The organism is Streptomyces griseiscabiei, from assembly GCF_020010925.1.
Classification (GTDB): domain Bacteria; phylum Actinomycetota; class Actinomycetes; order Streptomycetales; family Streptomycetaceae; genus Streptomyces; species Streptomyces griseiscabiei.
This window is the reverse complement of record NZ_JAGJBZ010000002.1, coordinates 793,418-809,796: the sequence shown is the minus strand read 5'-3', so window position 1 is coordinate 809,796 and position 16,379 is coordinate 793,418. Positions and strand designations below refer to the sequence as shown.

The 16,379-nt window shown below is 71.3% G+C and carries 14 protein-coding genes and 1 pseudogene; 3 read left to right on the top strand and 12 right to left on the bottom strand.

Translation table 11 applies throughout. The annotated features are described in order from the left end of the window. Window positions 1–36: 36 nt before the first annotated feature. From J8M51_RS21130 to J8M51_RS21110, 5 genes are all read right to left on the bottom strand, one after another. On the bottom strand, window positions 37–837 hold the full coding sequence (locus J8M51_RS21130; RefSeq protein WP_086758508.1) for an ABC transporter permease: 801 nt from the start codon (window positions 835–837) through the stop codon (window positions 37–39). Then, complete coding sequence (locus J8M51_RS21125; RefSeq protein ID WP_267299378.1) at window positions 838–1,785, bottom strand: ABC transporter permease; 948 nt, start codon at window positions 1,783–1,785, stop codon at window positions 838–840. Beyond that, the gene (locus J8M51_RS21120) at window positions 1,785–2,945 is read right to left on the bottom strand and encodes an ABC transporter ATP-binding protein (protein WP_267299377.1); all 1,161 of its coding nucleotides are present in this window, start codon (window positions 2,943–2,945) and stop codon (window positions 1,785–1,787) included. The genes J8M51_RS21125 and J8M51_RS21120 overlap by 1 nt, the downstream gene beginning before the upstream one ends. An 8-nt stretch (window positions 2,946–2,953) precedes the next feature. Continuing rightward, the gene (locus J8M51_RS21115) at window positions 2,954–4,198 is read right to left on the bottom strand and encodes a polyamine ABC transporter substrate-binding protein (protein ID WP_086762648.1); all 1,245 of its coding nucleotides are present in this window, start codon (window positions 4,196–4,198) and stop codon (window positions 2,954–2,956) included. Between the two features lie 83 nt (window positions 4,199–4,281). Continuing rightward, window positions 4,282–5,817: a gamma-aminobutyraldehyde dehydrogenase gene (locus J8M51_RS21110; protein ID WP_086760670.1), complete on the bottom strand. Its 1,536-nt coding sequence runs from the start codon at window positions 5,815–5,817 to the stop codon at window positions 4,282–4,284. A gap of 182 nt (window positions 5,818–5,999) precedes the next feature. Between J8M51_RS21110 and J8M51_RS21105 the strand changes: the two genes are divergently transcribed. Next, complete coding sequence (locus tag J8M51_RS21105; RefSeq protein ID WP_086760668.1) at window positions 6,000–6,602, top strand: NADAR family protein; 603 nt, start codon at window positions 6,000–6,002, stop codon at window positions 6,600–6,602. Between the two features lie 118 nt (window positions 6,603–6,720). On the opposite strand, the gene J8M51_RS21100 is transcribed toward J8M51_RS21105, so the two are convergent. Then, window positions 6,721–7,986 carry a DUF4190 domain-containing protein gene (locus J8M51_RS21100; RefSeq protein WP_267299376.1) on the bottom strand — a complete coding sequence of 422 codons (1,266 nt, stop codon included), beginning with the start codon at window positions 7,984–7,986 and terminating at the stop codon, window positions 6,721–6,723. Between the two features lie 135 nt (window positions 7,987–8,121). Here J8M51_RS21100 and J8M51_RS21095 point away from each other — a divergent pair. Next, window positions 8,122–9,334 (top strand): annotated as a pseudogene (locus J8M51_RS21095) (adenosine deaminase). A 43-nt stretch (window positions 9,335–9,377) separates the two neighbouring features. Beyond that, window positions 9,378–10,064, top strand: coding sequence for a glycerophosphodiester phosphodiesterase (locus J8M51_RS21090; RefSeq protein WP_086763563.1), 687 nt, complete (start codon window positions 9,378–9,380; stop codon window positions 10,062–10,064). A 59-nt stretch (window positions 10,065–10,123) separates the two neighbouring features. Here J8M51_RS21090 and J8M51_RS21085 read toward each other — a convergent pair whose 3' ends face one another. From J8M51_RS21085 to J8M51_RS21060, 6 genes are all read right to left on the bottom strand, one after another. Continuing rightward, window positions 10,124–11,851, bottom strand: a complete 1,728-nt coding sequence (locus J8M51_RS21085) for a sigma-70 family RNA polymerase sigma factor (RefSeq protein ID WP_398856575.1) — start codon at window positions 11,849–11,851, stop codon at window positions 10,124–10,126. Window positions 11,852–11,932: 81 nt separating this feature from the next. Further along, on the bottom strand, window positions 11,933–12,478 hold the full coding sequence (locus J8M51_RS21080; RefSeq protein ID WP_086763567.1) for a hypothetical protein: 546 nt from the start codon (window positions 12,476–12,478) through the stop codon (window positions 11,933–11,935). An 86-nt stretch (window positions 12,479–12,564) separates the two neighbouring features. Continuing rightward, a complete protein-coding gene (locus J8M51_RS21075) occupies window positions 12,565–13,224 on the bottom strand; it encodes a YceI family protein (protein ID WP_086763569.1) in 660 nt (219 codons plus the stop codon). Window positions 13,225–13,410: 186 nt separating this feature from the next. Continuing rightward, window positions 13,411–14,661 carry a hypothetical protein gene (locus J8M51_RS21070; protein ID WP_086763571.1) on the bottom strand — a complete coding sequence of 417 codons (1,251 nt, stop codon included), beginning with the start codon at window positions 14,659–14,661 and terminating at the stop codon, window positions 13,411–13,413. Between the two features lie 74 nt (window positions 14,662–14,735). After that, on the bottom strand, window positions 14,736–15,548 hold the full coding sequence (locus J8M51_RS21065; protein WP_216589196.1) for an IclR family transcriptional regulator: 813 nt from the start codon (window positions 15,546–15,548) through the stop codon (window positions 14,736–14,738). Further along, window positions 15,545–16,282 carry an MBL fold metallo-hydrolase gene (locus tag J8M51_RS21060; protein ID WP_267299375.1) on the bottom strand — a complete coding sequence of 246 codons (738 nt, stop codon included), beginning with the start codon at window positions 16,280–16,282 and terminating at the stop codon, window positions 15,545–15,547. Before J8M51_RS21060 ends, J8M51_RS21065 begins: the two co-directional genes overlap by 4 nt. Window positions 16,283–16,379 lie beyond the last annotated feature (97 nt).

The window sequence follows — 16,379 nt, the reverse complement described above, 5'->3', positions numbered from 1 at the left end:
ACAGAGCCGACAGAGGCAGCGGAACCGATGGCGGTCCTATGCCTTTTGCTTCTTTCTGCGATTTCCGATGGCCATTCCGGCCACCACGAACAGTACGGCGACCAGGAACATGGCCGTACCGACGACATTGATCTGGACGGGTGTGCCGCGCTGTGCCGAGCCCCAGACGAACATGGGGAAGGTGACGGTCGAACCCGCGTTGAAATTGGTGATGATGAAATCGTCGAAGGAGAGCGCGAAGGCGAGCAGCGCGCCCGCCGCGATGCCCGGGGCGGCAATCGGCAGGGTGACCCGGACGAAGGTCTGCACGGGCCCGGCGTACAGGTCGCGCGCGGCCTCCTCCAGCCTCGGGTCCATCGACATCACCCGCGCCTTCACCGCGACCACGACGAAGCTGAGGCAGAACATGATGTGGGCGATGAGGATCGTCCAGAATCCCAACTGAGCACCCAGATTCAGGAAAAGGGTGAGCAGGGAGGCGGCCATCACGACCTCGGGCATCGCCATCGGCAGGAAGATCAGCGAGTTGACGGCGCCCCGCGCGCGGAAGCGGTACCGGACCAGCGCGAAGGCGATCATCGTGCCGAGGACGGTCGCGCCGAGGGTCGCCCAGGCGGCCAGCTGAAGGCTGAGCGAGAGCGAGCCGCAGAGGTCGGCGACCCCGCACGGGTCGGTCCAGGCGGCCGTGGAGAATTCCTGCCACTCGTAGTTGAAACGGCCCTTCGGCTGATTGAAGGAGAAGACCGTGACGACGACGTTCGGCAGCAGCAGATATCCGAGCGTCAGAAGTCCCGCGATGACGACGAGACGGCGCTTGAGCCAGTTGACGAAGGCCATTTAAACCAGATCCTCCGTCCCGGACTTGCGAATGTAGACGGTGACCATGAGCAGGATCGCGGCCATGAGAAGGAACGAGAGCGCCGCCGCTGTCGGATAGTCGAGAATCCGCAGGAACTGGCTCTGGATGACGTTGCCGATCATCTGGGTGTTGGTGGAGCCGAGGAGTTCGGCGTTCACGTAGTCGCCGCTCGCCGGGATGAAGGTGAGCAGTGTGCCGGAGACGACGCCCGGCATGGAGAGCGGGAAGGTGACCTTGCGGAACGTCGTGAACGGCCTGGCGTAGAGGTCGCCGGCCGCCTCGTGCAGCCGTCCGTCGATGCGTTCGAGGGAGGTGTAGAGCGGCAGGATCATGAACGGCAGGAAGTTGTACGTGAGGCCGCAGACCACCGCGAGCGGGGTGGCGAGCACCCGGTCCCCGGCGGTGAGGCCGAGCCAGCTGGTGACGTCGAGGACGTGCAGGGTGTTGAGGGCGCCGACGACCGGGCCGCCGTCCGACAGGATCGTCTTCCAGGCGAGGGTGCGGATCAGGAAGCTGGTGAAGAACGGCGCGATCACCAGGATCAGGATCAGATTGCGCCAGCGGCCCGCGCGGAACGCGATCAGATACGCCAGCGGATAGCCGAGCAGCAGGCACAGGACCGTCGCGGTGCCCGCGTAGAGCACCGAGCGCAGGAACTGCGGGTAGTACTCGCTCAGCGCGTCCCAGTAGGTCGCGAAGTGCCAGGTGACCCGGTAGCCGTCCTCCAGGGAGCCCGTCTGCACGGACGTGGAGGCCTGGTAGACCATCGGCATCGCGAAGAAGACCAGCAGCCAGATCAGACCGGGCGCGAGCAGCAGATACGGCGTCCAGCGGCCCCGTCTGCGGGGTGGTTTCCCGGTGGCCGGGGCGGGGGCGAGGGGCGGGGGCGGTGGCGCCACGGCCTCGGTGAGGGTTCCGGTCGACATCAGACGGCCGCCCCCTCGTCCACGCCCGCGTCGATGTCCTGGGCGGCGTCCAGACCGAACGTGTGCGCGGGGTTCCAGTGCAGGACGACCTCGGCACCGGGGACGAGCCGGGTGTCGCGGTCGATGTTCTGGACGTACACCTCGAACTCGGGGCAGACCGCGCTGTCGATCACGTACTGCGTGGAGACGCCGATGAAGCTGGTGGCGGCGATCGTGCCGGTGACGCGGTTGCGGCCGGCCGGTATCTCCCCGGCGTCGTCGGCGTGGGTGAGGGTGATCTTCTCGGGGCGGACGCCGACGAGGACCTTGCCGCCGGCCGTGGCGGGCGCCGGACAGCGTGCCTCGGGGAGGACGAGCTTGCCGTCGCCCGCCTTGAGCACGATGTCGCCGCCGTTCTTCGAGTCGACCTCGGCCTCGATGAGGTTGGAGGTGCCGAGGAAGTTGGCGACGAAGGTGGTCCGCGGGTTCTCGTACAGGTCGGTGGGTGAGCCGAGTTGCTCGACCCGGCCGCCGTTCATCACCGCGACGGTGTCGGCCATGGTCATGGCCTCCTCCTGGTCGTGGGTGACATGGACGAACGTGATGCCGACCTCGGTCTGGATGCGCTTGAGCTCCAGCTGCATCTGCCGGCGCAGCTTGAGGTCGAGGGCGCCGAGGGGCTCGTCGAGGAGCAGGACCTTCGGGTGGTTGATGAGGGCGCGGGCGACGGCGACGCGCTGCTGCTGGCCGCCGGAGAGCTGGTGCGGCTTCTTGCGCGCCTGCTCGCCGAGCTGGACCAGGTCCAGCATCTCCTCGACCTGCTTCTTCACGCTCTTGATGCCGCGCCGGCGCAGTCCGAAGGCGACGTTCTCGAAGATGTCGAGATGCGGGAAGAGGGCGTACGACTGGAAGACGGTGTTGACCGGCCGCTTGTACGGGGGCAGGTTCGTCACGTCCTGGTCGCCGAGCCGGACGGTTCCGCAGGAAGGTTCCTCCAGGCCCGCGATCATGCGCAGGGTGGTGGTCTTGCCGCAGCCGGAGGCGCCGAGCAGGGCGAAGAAGGAACCGGCCGGCACGGTCAGGTCGAGCGGGTGCACGGCGGTGAAGGAGCCGTAGGTCTTGCCGATGCCGGAGAGACGGACGTCGCCGCTGCCCTCGGCTGTGCTCTTCTTGCTGGTCATCGTCCTCGTCACGCCCCTGTCAGCTTCGCGAACTTCTCTTCGTACGCCGTCTCTTCCTTCTGGCTCAGGGAGCGGAAGGCGTGCGACTTGGCCGCCATGGCCGCGTCGGGAATGATCAGCGGGTTGTTCGCCGCGTCCGGGTCGATCTTGGCCAGCTCCGCCTTCACCCCGTCGACCGGGCACACGTAGTTGATGTACGCGGCGAGTTCGGCGGCCGGCTTCGGCTCGTAGTAGTAGTCGATGAGCCGTTCGGCGTTGGTCTTGTGCCGGGCCCTGTTCGGGATCAGCAGGTTGTCGGTCGAGGTCATGTAGCCGCTGTCGGGGATGACGAAGTCGACGTCCGGGCTGTCGGCCTTGAGCTGGACGACGTCACCGGCCCAGGCGACACAGGCAGCGAGGTCGCCCTTGGTGAGGTCCGAGGTGTAGTCGTTGCCGGTGAAGCGGCGGATCTGGCCCTGGTCGACGGCCTTCTGGAGGCGGGCGATCGCCGCGTCGTAGTCGTCGGCGGTGAACGTCGCCGGGTCCTTGCCCATGTCCAGCAGGGTCATCCCGATGCTGTCGCGCATCTCGGAGAGGAAGCCGATGCGGCCCTTCAGCTTCGGGTTGTCGAGCATGTCGGAGACGGAGGTGACCTCCTCGCCGTCGAGGGCCTTCTTGTTGAAGGCGATGACGGTCGAGATGCCCTGCCAGGGGTAGGAGTAGGCCCGCCCCGGGTCCCAGTCGGGGTCGCGGAACTGCTGGGAGAGGTTCGAGAAGGCGTGCGGGAGGTTCGACGCGTCCAGTTTCTGCACCCACCCGAAGCGGATCAGCCGGGCGGCGAGCCAGTCGGTGACACAGATGAGGTCGCGGCCGGTGTCCTGGCCGGCGGCGAGCTGCGGCTTGATCTTGCCGAAGAACTCGACGTTGTCGTTGATGTCCTCGGTGTAGTCGACCTTGATGCCGGTACGCCGGGTGAACTGGTCCAGGCTGGGGTGGCGCTTGCCGCTGTCGTCGACGTCCATGTACTCGGTCCAGTTGGAGAAGTTGACCTCCTTCTCCTTGGCCGAGTGGTCCTCGGACGAGCCGCCCGAGGTGTTCTTCGCCGCGGGGATGCCGCAGGCGCTCAGCGCGCCGAGCCCGCCGATCGCGAGTGCGCCGCCGGTGGTGGCGCGCAGCAGCGAACGGCGGGTGAGGGCGGCCCGGCCGTTCCTGGCGCCGCGCCGCACGGCGGCCACCTGGGCCGGGGACAGGCGGTCGGGCTCGTACTGCTCCATGCGCGTGATGCCCTTTCGGAGGTGCCCTTTCGGGAGGGTGGGCGGGGACCGGCCGGGGGTCGGACGGCCGGTCCCCGGGCTGGCTAGCGGTCCCCGAAGATCGTGCGGTGCCAGTCCTTCCTGGCGATCGCCGTATTGTCGAACATGACGTGCTTGATCTGGGTGTACTCCTCGAACGAATACGAGGACATGTCCTTGCCGAAGCCGGAGGCCTTGTAGCCGCCGTGCGGCATCTCGCTGATGATCGGGATGTGGTCGTTGATCCACACACAGCCCGCCTTGATCTCGCGGGTGGCGCGGTTCGTCCGGTACACGTCCCGGCTCCAGGCGGAGGCGGCGAGGCCGTACGGGGTGTCGTTGGCGAGGCGGATGCCCTCGTCGTCGCTGTCGAAGGGCAGGACCACCAGCACCGGCCCGAAGATCTCCGACTGGACGATCTCGGAGTCCTGGGCGGCGTCCGCGACGAGCGTGGGCCGGTAGTAGGCGCCGTCCTTCAGCTCCCCCTGGGGAGCCTCTCCCCCGCTCACCACGCGCGCGTACGCGCGTGCCCGCTCGACGAACCCCGCGACCCGGTCGCGCTGGACGTGCGAGATCAGCGGGCCCAGGTCGGTGCCCGGGGCGAAGGGGTCGCCGAGCCGGACGGTCTCCATGAGGGCGGCCGTCCGTGCGACGAACTCCTCGTAGAGGGGCCGCTGCACGTACGCGCGCGTGGCGGCCGTGCAGTCCTGGCCGGTGTTGATGAGGGCGCCCGCGACCGCCCCGTGCACGGCGGCCTCCAGATCGGCGTCGTCGAACACCACGAACGGGGCCTTGCCGCCCAGTTCCAGATGGAGGCGCTTGACGGTGGCCGTGGCGATCTCGGCGACCCGCTTGCCGACGGCCGTGGAGCCGGTGAAGGAGGTCATGACCACGTCGGGATGGCCGACGAGGTGCTCACCGGCCACCTTGCCGGTCCCGGTGACGATGTTGATCACACCGTCGGGGATTCCGGCGTCGGTGGCTGCCTGTGCGAAGAGCAGCGAGGTCAGCGGGGTCGGCTCGGCGGGCTTCAGGACGATCGTGTTGCCCGCGGCGACCGCCGGGAGGATCTTCCAGGCGGCCATCTGCAGCGGGTAGTTCCAGGGCGCGATGGAGCCGACGACGCCGATGGGCTCCCGGCGCACGTACGAGGTGTGGTCGCCGGAGTACTCGCCCGCCGACTGGCCCTGGAGGTGCCGGGCGGCGCCCGCGAAGAACGCGGTGTTGTCGATGGTGCCGGGCACGTCGAACTCACGGGTCAGCTTGAGCGGCTTCCCGCACTGCAGGGACTCGGCCCGTGCGAACTCCTCCGCCCGGTCGGCCAGGACCGCGGCGAAGCGGTGCAGCGCGTCCGACCGCTCACCGGGGGTGGTGGCGGCCCAGCCGGGGAACGCCGCGCGGGCGGCGGCTACGGCCGCGTCCACGTCGTCGGTGCCGGCCAGTTCGTAAGTGAGGACCTCGTCGCCCGTCGCGGGATCGACGACCGTGTGGGTGCGGCCCGATGTGCCCTTCGTCAGGCGGCCGGCGATGTACTGCGCGCCGACCGCGAAGCGGTCCTGTGCGGGGAATCGGTCCGGGGTCGCGGTGCCCGGGTTCTGCATGTCGCTCTCCTCCGCCGGCGCCCCCTCTGTCCCCGGGGGCGGGTGGCGTAGCTCCAGCTCGATTTGAGTGCCGATCCTGACAGAGGCATGCGGCACCAACAAGTGATTCCGTTGTTGCCTTTTGGTTACGCGACGGAATCTGTCGACCAGGTGTCCAGTCGGGACAGGAAATCGAGGACGGAATGTCAGTGGTGGCTGCCAGACTCTTCGACATGACGAAGATCGATTCTTGGGACACGCTGACGGAGGCGGTCCGCTCGGGGGCGAGGATCAAGTACCTGCACTTCTGGGGACACCGCCCGCTGCCCGACGGCCGGATCGGCGCGAGCTGTCTGAGCCAGTGGTGGCCGTCGCCGTTCACGGTCGACGGCGTGGAGTACGCGACGGCCGAGCACTGGATGATGGCGTCGAAGGCCCGGCTGTTCGGGGACACCGAGGCGGAGCGCAAGGCGGTCGCCGCGGCGGGACCCGCGCAGGCCAAGAAGATCGGCAGACTGGTGCGCGGCTTCGACGACGCCGTGTGGGAGCGGGAGCGCTTCGCCGTCGTCGCCGAGGGCAGCTTCCACAAGTTCGCGGCCGACGCGGATCTGCGGGCGTTCCTGCTGGGCACGGGCGACCGCGTCCTCGTCGAGGCCAGCCCTCTGGACCGGGTGTGGGGGATCGGCCTCGCGGCGGACGACGAGCGCGCGTCGGACCCCGCGCGGTGGCGGGGTCCGAACCTGCTGGGCTTCGCGCTGATGGCGGCGCGCGACCGCCTCGCGGGGGCCGGCGACTCCGAAGGTTGAGTGTGAGTGAGGCGAGGGAGCGTGGGCGACCGCGGGTCCGCTGTGGCTGGTCGCGTGCGGCTGGTCGCGCCCGCGCGGTGGGCGCCCGCGATGTCAGCCCCGCCCCTCCGACGGCGCGCTACACGCCGCCCTCTCCCCTCTGCAGCGCCAAGGACAGTGACGTGGAGTAGCCGTCGTCGAAGGGGTCGGTGTCCGAGTCGTAGCCGTCGCTGTTGGACGCCAGGACGATGAGGACGATGAAGCCGATGCCGAGCAGGATGCCGACGACACCGCAGATGATCCCGGCGAGGGCGTGCCCCGGGTTCGTCGCCTCGCCCCGGCGGACCTTGGCCCGGCCGATGAAGCCGAAGATCATGGCCATGATCCCGAGCAGGATCGCCAGCGGCCACAGACAGAACAGCACGGCGGCGCAGATCCCGAGCACCATCGCCGCGATCCCCATCCCGTTGCTGGGCGGGGGCGCCATCGGGGCCCACGCGTAGCCGCCGCCGGGGGCGGGGTAGCCGGCACCGGGATGGGCATGGGCGCCCGGGTACCCCGGGTACTGCGGGTAGCCGTACGGGACCTGGCCGGGCCCCTCGGGACCGATGGGCGGGGGCGGTACGGCGCCGCCGACGGGGGGCGTGGCGTAGGCGGCGCCGGGCGCGGGCGACGGATAGGACGCGTGGGGTGCGCCGGGCATGGGGGAGGCGCCCGGTGCGGGCGGGGCGAACGGGTTGGGGCCGGCCGGGTCCACCCCCGGCATGGCCATGACCGTCCGCTGGTCGTGCACCGAGGGCACAGGAGCGGGCGCCGGGTTTCCCTGCGCCGGGGTGTCGGCCGGAGGGGCCCAGGGGTCGCGGGCGGCCGGAGCGGCGCCGGCGGCGGACGGGGCCGACCAGGGCGGCGGGGCCGGTGCGTGCGGCCCGGGCCCGGCGGGGGCGACGGCCCCGGCGGACGCGCCGGAGTCCCCGGTCGCGCCGGAGTCGCCGCCCATCGCCGGAGCGATCGGCTTGTCCAGGGCGATCGTCGGGGTGGGTATCGCGTCCTCGGGCGGCTGGACGGCGCCCGGCGGGGTCGCCAAGGCCGGCGCGGTCGACAGGGTCACCCCGTCGGCCACCGTCGGCAGCTCGGCACCGCCCGCCACCCGTGGCGGTACGGCGTCGTCGGTCATCGTCGGCAGCGTGGCGCCGTCGACCACCGTGGTCGGGACGGCGTCGTCGACCACGGTCGGCAGGGCGGCCCCGTCGACCACCGTCAGCGGGACCGCGTCATCGGTCACGGTCGGGAGCGTCGCGCCGTCGACCACCGTCGGCGGCAGCCCGGTGTCGGTCTGGGGCGGTGCCCATGGGTCCGGCTGCGGGTCGGCCGGTGTTCTGGGAATCGGTGCCTCGTCGGACGGCATGAATGGGTCCCCCTGTAGTGTTCCGCAGCGTTCCGTGCCATTCCGCGTAGATCTGCGACGATCTGCTTCGCCTTTTCCGTCATACGCGATCGGCTGTACGTTCGGTCATGCTAAGGCCCGGGGCCCGGCGGGCGGATCGCCGCCTACGATGATCCCGAGTCATCGATCAGCCGATCACCCGCGTCCCCCGGCGCAGACCACGCTCCGGGGCGGACGCCGTTCCCGGGGAGGAACCTTGACCGACCACCGCACCACGCAGGGCGTGCCCGTGCCCCCCGCGGTCTCCGCCGCGTCCACCGTGTCTGGCGCCTTCGGCACCCGCGACCCGCACGGCTTCATCGCCGGTCTGCCCAAGGCCGAACTGCATGTGCACCACGTCGGCTCCGCCTCCCCCCGTATCGTCGCGGAACTCGCCGCCCGCCACCCCGACTCCCAGGTGCCCACGGACCCCGAGGCGCTCGCGGACTACTTCACCTTCACGGACTTCGCCCACTTCATCCAGGTGTATCTGTCCGTGGTGGACCTGATCCGCACCCCGGAGGACGTCCGGCTGCTGACCTTCGAGGTGGCGCGGGACCTGGCCCGGCAGCAGGTCCGGTACGCCGAGCTGACCGTCACGCCCTACTCCTCCACCCGGCGCGGCATCGACGAGCGGGCCTTCATGGAGGCGATCGAGGACGCGCGGAAGTCGGCGGAGGCCGAGTTCGGGACCGTACTGCGGTGGTGCTTCGACATCCCCGGCGAGGCGGGGCTCCAGGCCGCCGAGGAGACCGTCCGGCTCGCCACCGACGACCGGTTGCGGCCGGAGGGGCTGGTGTCGTTCGGGCTCGGCGGGCCCGAGGTCGGCGTACCCAGGCCGCAGTTCAAGCCGTACTTCGACCGGGCGATCGCGGCCGGGCTGCACTCCGTCCCGCACGCCGGCGAGACCACGGGGCCCGAGACGATCTGGGACGCGCTGACCGTGCTGCGCGCGGAGCGCATCGGCCACGGGACGAGCGCGGCCGGTGACCCGAAGCTGCTGGAGCACCTCGCCGAGCACCGGATCGCGCTGGAGGTCTGCCCGACCTCGAACATCGCCACGCGCGCGGTCCGCACCCTCGACGAGCACCCCGTCAAGGAGTTCGCGCGGGCCGGGGTGCTGGTCACGATCAACTCCGACGACCCGCCGATGTTCGGTACCGACCTGAACACCGAGTACGCGGTCGCCGCCCGCCTCCTCGAACTCGACGAGCAGGGACTCGCCTCCCTCGCGAGGAACGCCGTGGAGGCGTCCTTCCTCGACGGGCCCGGCAAGGCCCGGCTCTCCGACGAGATCGACACCTACACCTCGGCCTGGCTGACCCCCTGACCCGCCCCGTCCAGACCAGACCCGATCGGCACCGGAAACCACCATGCGCACCGTGACCGCCGTCGCCCATCGCGGCGCCCCCTACCGCCACCGTGAGAACACGCTCGACTCCCTGCGGGCCGGGCTCGAACTGGGCGCGGACGCCGTCGAGTTCGATGTGCGGACGACCCGCGACGGCGTGCCCGTCCTGCTGCACGACTCGACACTGGAGCGGCTCTGGGAGGTGGATAGGCCGCTGGCCGCGCTCTCCGCCGCGGAGCTGCGCGGGCTGACGGCCGACGGGGTGCCGACGCTGGCCGACGCGCTGCTCGCCACCAAGGACAGCCGGGTGATGGTGGACCTGCCGGGCCCGGTGAACGCGCGGGCGGTACGGCAGATCCTCGGCGTCGTACAGGAATGCGACGCCGAGGACCGTGTGTACTACAGCGCCGACCCGCCCGCCATGCTGGCCGTCCGCGCCGCCGCGCCCACCGCCGAGATCGCCCTCACCTGGAAGACCCTCGCCCCACCCCGCCCGGCCCTCCTCGACGCGATCCGCCCGCGCTGGCTCAACTACCGCTTCGGCCTGGTCACCCGCCCGCTGGCCGACCGGATCCACCGCGGCGGCCACCTGCTCTCCGTCTGGACCCCGGACACCCGCCGCTCCATGCGGCGGCTGATCGACCTGGGCGTCGACTCGATCACGACGAACCGCGTCGACGCCCTGTGCGCGCTGAGGCGCCACCTCTAGGACGAGCGGACGCGCGGGCGAGCGGGCGGCGTCCCGCGTCGGGCTCACCGCCGGCTCCCCTACACCTCCGACCGCTGCGCCACGGTCGCCGCGTCCGCCGGCTTCTCCCGGGTGACGTACTGCGGTACGGGTGCCGAGTCCTTGCCGTCGTCGCGCACGAGGCCGTAGCGGAGGGCGCCCCGGTCGGGGCCGTAGGTGATGTCCTCGGTGACGGCGTCCCAGGTGGAGGGGGCGACGGTGATGCCGTAGTCGGCGCCGCGTTCGTTCTGGGTGAGGGTGACCGTGCCGTCGAGGTAGAAGTACTCGTTCTGCCACATCTGCTGGGTGCCGTCGGGCAGGACGGTGTAGCCGGTGTCGGGGCCGCCCATGCCGGAGGTCTTCCCGTCGGCCGAGGTCGGGTCGTCCATGCGCCGGCCACCGCCCGAGGCGACGTGGAAGAGCTTGCCGTCGAGCCCTGTCCAGGCCGGCATGACCAGGCCGCCCGGCCGGTACTGGGGCGAGATCTGCCAGCGGACCAGGACGTAGCCCTCGCCGGTGAACGTCACGTGGTCGCCGCGGTGGTTCATCACGGTCCGCGCGCCGCCGCTGCTGGTCACGCCTGACCCGGGGCGGCGCGGGAGGGCGCCGGGCGGGGTGTTCCGGTCCGGTGCCTCGTCCGGGGCGTCCACGACGGTGCCGTACAGGTCCCGCTTCTTCGTCGGCGACGGCGAGGCGGAGGGCGACGGAGAGGACGACGGGGACGGGGAGACGGAGGGCGACGGGCTCCGGGGCACGGCGGGCGCGGGCGCGCGGGCCGTGCTCAGCGCGGTGGGCGCGGCCTGCGCGGGCCGGTCCTCCGAGGGCTTGGTGACGACGTACGCGCCCCCGGCGACGATGGTCGCGCCCGCCGTCACCGCGACGGCGGGCTTGGTGAGGACGCCGAGCATCTTGGCGGACCAGCCCACCGAGGCGGTCGCGGCCGTCGCCGCGGCGGCGGTCTTGCCGCCGAGCGCCAGGGACAGGGTGAAGCCGACGGGGACGGGGACCAGGGCGAGGCCGACCAGGAGGCGTTCGGCGGGGACGACGACCTCACCGGGGCGGCCGTCGCAGCGCGCACAGCCCCGGATGTGCCGGGCGATGCGCTTGCGCCACACCGAGTCGGGCCGTCCGCTCCAGCGGGCGGTGACCCCGCCCAGGTCGGGGCAGGAGGAGTCGAGGGCGCGGACGATGCCGCGCGCGGTCTCCAGTCGGGCCTTCATCCGCTGCACCCGTACGGCGGCGTGCTGCCTGCTGATGCCGACGGCGGCGGCGAGTTCCCGCCGGGTGAGTTCGCCCGCGACCTCCAGCCACCACAGCGACAGCAGCTGGCGGTCCTCGTCGTCGAGCCAGCGGACCGCTTCCGCGACCTCCTTGCGCTGCCCCTCCAACTGCAGCCGCAGCACGGTCAGTTCCGCGAAGTCGGCGGCGTCGTGGGCGGCGGAGTCGTCGAGCCGGTCGGCGGTGCGACGGCGGGCCCGGTCCCGGATCTGCCGCATGGCGATGGCGACCAGCCAGGAGCGGAAACTGTCCGGATCACGCAGCGTGCCGAGGTTGTCGACGGCACGCAGCATGGTCTCCTGCACGACGTCGTCGACATCGGCGTGGCCGTTGAGGGCGCGGCCGACGATGTTGTAGACGAGCGGCAGCCAGCCCTCGACCAGTTCGTCGAGGGCGCGCCGGTCCCCCGCCTGCGCGGCCGCGATGGTGGAGCGCCACTGCCGCCCGTCCACGTACGTTCCCTCCGGTCCCGCCGGCCTCACCCTGGTCACCCGGCCGTGTTCCGTACCTTCTCAGCCATCCCCGCGACGTGGGGAACCTCCGAGGCGGAGATCACACCGCGCTCGCGCTGCCTACGGAGACGGGACGGACGCGGCCGGGATAACAGTTTTTTCGTCCCAGCCGCCGGTGAGCGCCTCCAGCCGCTTGATCCGCCGCCGGACGACGTACAGCGGGATCACCCCGAAGACCCCGAACGACATGTCGATCACCGTCCACCAGAAGGGGATGCCGCGGATCGGCCCGCAGATCAGGGCCAGCGGGACGATGCCGGCGCAGGCGATCATGCCGAACTCGATGATCCAGATGTTGCGGACCGGGTCGCGGTAGGGGCCGTAGAAGGCCACGGCGATCACCAGGTGGGCGAAGGCCAGCCAGTCCGTGCCGTAGAGGAGGAAGGGGTACTCGGCGTCGGCCTCGTCGAGACCCGCGCGGACGCGTTCGATCCACTCCATGAGGGCCGGGAGGTGCTCCCCCACGGACAGCGACCGCAGCAACTCCTCGGTCCAGCGCAACTCGTGGACCAGGGGGAACGCGGTGGCGCCGCTCAGCACCAGACAGACGACGAAGAAGACCAGCCACGCACGGATGCCCTTCAACAGGGCGGCTCTGTCGCTCATGGCATGAGCGTACGCCCCTCCTTGAACGTGTTCAAAAGTGGGGGTCCGGCGACCGCCGGACCCCCAGGAGCGGGCGGAACGGGCCGTCAGCCGCCGGGAATCGAGCGGATCGCGGCGATGTCGAACTGCAGGCGCACCTTCTCGCTGACCATGGCACCGCCCTCCGCGAGCCGCTGGTTGTAGGTGAGACCCCATTCGGAACGGTTGATGGTGGTCGTCCCGTCGAAGCCGACCCGCTCGTATCCGAAGGGGTCCATGACATGCCCTATGTAGGTGAGTTCCAGATCGACGGGCCGGGTGATGCTCTTGATGGTGAGTTCACCGGCCATGCGGTAGACGTCGTTGCCGACCAGGCGCACCGCCGTACTGACGAAGCGCATACGTGGATAGCTCGCGGCGTCCAGGAAGTCACGGCCCATCAGATGGGCGTCGCGCTGTTCCACTCCGGTTTCCACGGAAGCGGTGGACAGAACTATTTCGGCGCGTGAACGAGCGGGATCACGGCCGTCGAAGTAGAGCCGGCTCTGATACTCGGTGAAGGCCCCGCGCACCGTCGTGACCAGGGCATGTCGGACGGAGAAACCGATACGGCTGTGCGCCGCGTCGATCATCCATTCGCCGGTCAGGATCGCCAGCGCGGGGTCGGCCGAGCCATGGGAAGCGAAAGCCGGGGACTCGTGGGGGAGTTGTGAGGCTGTGGGGGCTGCCGGGCGGCGCAGCGACGCAGCACGGGTGAACAGGTTCATGATTCACGTAACTACGGCACGACGGAATCCGCCGCAACCCTTCGGCCATCGATCCACCAGGTCCGAATCGACACCGAAAAGCCGATAAAGCGCCACCGGGCCACGGACAGTTGCACGATCTCCACAGGGTCACCACGAATTTCCCGCCGTAATTCGCCTCGGGACGACCGGAATACGTCTACGGATTCAGCGCCGCGCCTTGAGCGCCACCGGGATGCGGTCCAGCACCGGCAACGGCACGAGTCCGTAGTGGTAGAAGTCCACGGCGTCGGCCCCGCCCGGCCCGGTGGCCGCCGCGGTCTTCGCCGCCAGCGACTCGGCGGAGTCCGTGTCCGGAACTCCCGGTCGCAGCACGGCCCGCAGGGAACAGCCCTCCCGCAGCGCGGCCCGGTAGGCGGCGACATCGGCCGCGATCCGCTCCGGGTCCCGGGCGTACGCGAGCACGGCGTAGCCGGGGACGACGGCGCTCACGGCCGCCGCGTCGACGCCGATCCGCCAGGCCTCGTCGACGGCGGGCGCGCCCGTCGGCCGGCCGTCCGCGTACCCCTTCACCGCACCGGTCAGATCGAGGAAGACGAGCCGCGATCCCTCCTCCGCCACCGCGTCGGCCACGTCCGCCGCGAGCGAGGTGACCGTGTCGGTACGGGTGCGGACGTAGGCGGCTACGGACCCGGGCAGGTCCGCCACGGTCATGGCTCGCGGCTCGGCCGTGGCCCGCGGGTCCGCTCCGTCCAGCGCCCGGCCCACCAGCCGGGCCGCCTCGGTCCGCGCGGCTTCCGCGTCCGCCCCGGCGGCCTCCGCCCGCTCCCCGCAGTACGGGCAGAAGCAGAGCCCGAGCAGGAACTCCTCCACCGGGCCCAGGGCCACGAAGTCGCGCTCGTGGTGGTACCCGTGGCCGAAGGTGCCGTAGTGCAGGGACTCGGCGACCACCTCGTCCACCCCGGCGCGTGCGACCGAGCGTGCCAGCGCCACCGCGTACGCCCGCACGTCCGGGTGGGCCGGGCAGAGGTCGGCCGGGGCCGCCCGGTCGCCGAAGCAGTTCAGCTGGGTGACGTCCGGGTGTGCGAGGCCCAGGGTGGTGTTGTGCAGGAACACGGTCCACCCGTGCAGCGCCGCCCCCCGCTCGGACGTACGCCGGCGCAGCCCGCGCAACGGCTCCTCCTCGGCGCCCGCCTGCACGGGAGGCACCAGCCGCAGCCCCGCGAACAGGTCGGCGGGCGGCACGAAGTGGGTCCCGTCTCGGCGCAGGGTGACCCGGGCCGGACCGTGCGGGGTGACGTCCCGCGCCTGGTGGTAGGCGGCGGCGACGGTGACCGTGTCACAGCCGTGGTCGTCGAGGATCCGGCCGAGCACGGTGTCGACGCCTTCGGCACGCAGGTCTTCGACGAAGACGTAGACCGAGGCGGTGGAGGTGGCGGTGGAGGTGGAGGTGGCCATGCGGCTCCGTTCGAACAAGGTTGGGCGACCGACGCCCCAGGGAGCGCGGGCCTGAATCGATGTGCGGCTCGCCGTCAGCGGCTGCCGTCCCGCAGCCGCGACGACCCCAGCACATGCGAGATCTCCAGCCCCGTACGCACCACCATGGGCCCGACCTCCCGCACCCGCGCCGGAGTCATCCGCGTCGTGAGCCCGGAGACGCTGACCGCGCCGACGGCCGCGTCGGTGTGGTCGAACACGGGCGCGGCGACGCACCGCACCTCGGGCTCGTTCTCCCGGTCGTCGATGGCGTAGCCCTGTCGGCGGACCCGGTCCAGTTCGAGGCGCAGCCGCTGCGGGTCGGTCGTCGTGTGCGGGGTGACCTGCGGCATTCCGGCGGCGACGACGACCCGGAACTCCTCCTCGCCCAGCCAGGCGAGGACGGCCTTGCCCACGGCGGTGCGGTAGGCGGGGACCCGGCTGCCGACCCGGGAGGCCATCCGGACGTTGGTCTCGTTCTCGACCTTGTCGATGTAGACGATGTCCGGCGCCTCGTACACCACGAGGTGGCAGGTCTCCCCCACCGCGTGCTGGAGCAGCCGCAGCGGCTCGGTGGCCACGGTCCGCAGGTCGAGCGAGGACAGATAGGCCTGGCCGAGCCGCAGGGTGCCGTGCCCGAGCCGGAACCACCCCGTCTCCCGGTCGCGGACCAGCAGATCGGCCTCCAGGAGCGGCGCGGCCAGCCGCAGCACCGTGCTCTTGTTGATGCCGAGTTCCTCGGCGAGCCGGGTCAGCGAGATGCCCCGGCCGCTGCCGGCGTGGTCGCGGATGTGCTCCAGGACCGTCAGCGCCCGGCGCAGCGAGGACGCCTGGTTGCGGCGGGCGGGGGCTCCGGGGGTGGTGGTCATGTCGTACTCCTCGGCAGCAGTCCACGGGCGACGGTGTCGCCGGCGGCCTGAAGGTGCCGCCCGGCACGGGCGAGCGAGATCTCGTGGTGGCCGGGGAACAGCGCGTCGACGTCGAGCGCGGCCAGCAGGGTCAGGCTCGCCGCGTACTCGGGGACGCGGCAGTCATGCAGATTCTGCAGGGAGACGCGGCCCCCGGTGAAGACGCAGTCCCCGGAGAACAGTGCCCGGTGGTCCGGGGTGCGCAGGTGGTAGCAGAGGTGGCCGTCCGCGTGGCCGGGGGTCGCGACGGCCTTCAGGACCACACCGCCGCCGAGGTCGATCTCCTCACCGTCGGCCATGGGCTCGACCTGGGGGCAGGGGGTGAGGGTGTAGTCGTCCGGGTAGTAGCCGGCGGCCTTTCCCCGGTCCAGGCTGACGCCCGGTTCGTCGCCCGCCGCGATCCAGGCCACCGCCTCGGCACCGGCCCGTACCCGCAGACAGGGCAGCCGCTCGGCGAGCGCGGCGGCTCCGCCCGCGTGATCGGCGTGGCCGTGGGTGAGGAGGAGATGGGCGGGGTCGGCGCCGGTGGCACGGACGGCGCGCACGATGGTGTCGGCGGACCGGCCGGCCCCCGCGTCCACGAGCGCGCTGTGCCGTGCGCCCCGCACCAGATAGACATGGCAGTCCAGCGGGTCGGTGAGATCGAACCCGTACGCACCGCTGGCGACGAGCGTGACATGGCTGGTCAGCCGCATGACGGACCTCCTGCTTCCGTTGCTGAGGGGGACGAGGCCGGGGGCGGAGGCGAGGACGGGACGGCCGGCCGGCCGCGCGACACCTCTCCCCCGCCCT